Annotated in this window: 1 protein-coding gene; it reads left to right on the top strand. The window is 45.2% G+C overall.

The annotated features are described in order from the left end of the window. Positions 1-404: 404 nt before the first annotated feature. The coding region (ygjK, locus tag ABYB02_RS16515) for an alpha-glucosidase (protein WP_372763461.1) at positions 405-2599 on the top strand (2195 nt) is incomplete at its 3' end.

Raw genomic sequence — 2599 nt, 5'->3', positions numbered from 1 at the left:
TAATGAAACCGCTCAGCTGTATGGCTTGCGGTTTCATTGCTTTTTATCTGTCACTCATTAATCTGAAATTGATTTAAACAATAACTAAAGAGTTTAACTTTAACTAAAGCAGACAACCCACCATAGCTATAGCATTGCCTATAAAAAGATCAACGCAACTCTTTCTACCTTGTACTCTCTACGTGACTCATTAACTATAGCTTGTCTACAGCGATAATATTTAGTGTTACTAATGGGCTTTGAATTTTCCACAGCTCAGGTTAGCTAACAGACTCGGTGAGCTGGTGATTCATCGTAATTATGTGAAGCAATAATATAAATAGTAGATTATTAGCACAGTTAGTGTGGCGTGTGCAGTAATTACCGCTATAGATTCGCTATAACAAATAATAAGGATATTAAGAATGAGAGTTAACGGTATGCTAGCTTTAATGGCTCTAATGTTTTGTATTACCAGCTTATTTAGTAAAGCGAGCGAGCAACCTAAGTATAAAAATTTAATCGACCGCAGTGGCACACCAACGTTTATGCAAGATTTTGCAGACGGCGGCCATCAACGCTTTAGCCCGCTGTTTGATTTAGGCGCGTGGCATGGACATTTATTACCGAATGAGGCACAGCAAGGGGGCTTCACTGGCCCAGCGATTGTTACCGAAGAATATTTAAACTTTATTGCGCCTTATTTAGAAAAGTTAACGGTTCACAAAAATGGGCAACCCGTGGCACTCACTATGCAAGCTTACAGTTTACCGGGCGCGTTAGTGCAACAGCTTACGGGTGAAGGGGTTGAAATTACCCTCACATTACGTTTTGTGAGTAGCCGTACTTCGCTGGTAAAAACCGAAATCAACACCTCTGAGCCACTGACACTGCGGTTTCAAGGTGAGTTAATCGGCCAGTTAGCGGGGCTCAATGGTGAAAAAACCGATAACCGTTCTCCCTTTGACGTATACCCAACACTGCTACCAACATGGCAAGTCACGCCAAATTCGATTGCGCTGCGTTTTGGCAAAGTACGCGCACAAGGGCATATTTTAACTTCTGGCAGTTCACAACTGCAATTACACAAAAGCCTCGCGGTAAAGACCACCCACGATGCATTAAGTTACACTAGCGAAGCCCATATCAACACCAGCACGACTTTTTATACCAGCTATTCATATTTACTCAATGAGCAAGAAGTAGCGGCAGAGCGCTCAATTATAGCGGCAATTTTTAAACAGCCCGAACAGTATTTAGCAAGCAGTGCGGCTCGCTGGCAAGGGTATTTAGAAAAGGCCACTGCACCGCTAAAACATGCAACACCAGTGGTTAAAAAGCTGGCAGTTAAAAGTGTCGAAACCCTACTTGGCAACTGGCGAGGAAAAGCAGGTGCGGTAGGTTACGACACCGTAACACCGTCGGTAACCGCACGGTGGTTTTCGGGCAATCAAACATGGCCTTGGGACAGCTATAAGCAGGCGGTAGCGCTTGCCAGCTTTAACCCCATATTGGCGCAGCAAAATCTAAATGCGGTATTTGAGCACCAGATAACGGCAAATGATTCGGTAAGACCTTGGGATGCAGGCTTTATTCCCGATGTTGTGGCGTACAATCGCAGTCCTGAGCGCGGCGGCGATGGTACAAACTGGAATGAGCGTAATACTAAACCCAGTTTAGCGGCATGGGCGGTGTGGCATGTATATCAAGCAACGCAAGATAAAACGTGGCTAGCCACTATGTACCCCAAGCTGCTGGCTTATCGCCAATGGTGGTTAACCAACCGCGATCATAACAACAACGGCGTTCCTGAATACGGTGCTACGGTAGATAAAGCGCATAATACGGGGGCAGGTGAGTTGTTATTTAAAGTTAAAACAGCCACAGGCTGGGTGCAGCAACAGGGGCTTTCGCAATATCAAGCTACGTTAACGGCAAGCCCCGAAGCACAGATAGCAATTCCTGCACAAACGGCCGCATCGTGGGAGTCTGGCCGCGATGATGCAGCAGTATTTGGCTTTATTGATAGCAAGCAACTGCAGCGCTATATAGCGAACGGCGGCAAAGCCACTGATTGGCATGTTGGCTTTGCGCAAAATTACGATAAAGCAGGGCGGTTAATTGGCTATTCTTTATTACAAGAGTCGGTTGATCAGGCATCCTATATGGCCTCTGATAACTTGTATTTAAGCCACATGGCGGATGTTTTAAAGCGTTCTAAGGATGCCGTATTCTTTTTACAACAAGCCACACAATTACGTGATTATATAAACCGCTGCATGTTTGATCAGCAAACAGGCTTTTATTACGATATTAGTATTGCTCAGCAACCTTTAGAAAATGGTTGTGCAGGCACACCTTTAGTGAACCGCGGTAAAGGTCCTGAAGGTTGGTCGCCATTATTTAATCAAGTGGCCAGTACTGAGCAGGCTAAAAAAGTAGCCGCTGTTATGCTTGATGAGCAAGAGTTTAATACCTATGTACCACTGGGTAGCGCCGCGCTAACAAATCCGGCTTTTGGTGCCGATATATATTGGCGTGGTCGCGTATGGTTAGATCAGCTGTACTTTGGCTTAGTGGGGATGAGCCAGTATGGTTACTGTGAACAAGCGCAGCAGTT

The organism is Pseudoalteromonas sp., assembly GCF_041613455.1.
Lineage (GTDB): Bacteria > Pseudomonadota > Gammaproteobacteria > Enterobacterales > Alteromonadaceae > Pseudoalteromonas.
This window is presented reverse-complemented; position numbering and strand designations above follow the sequence as displayed.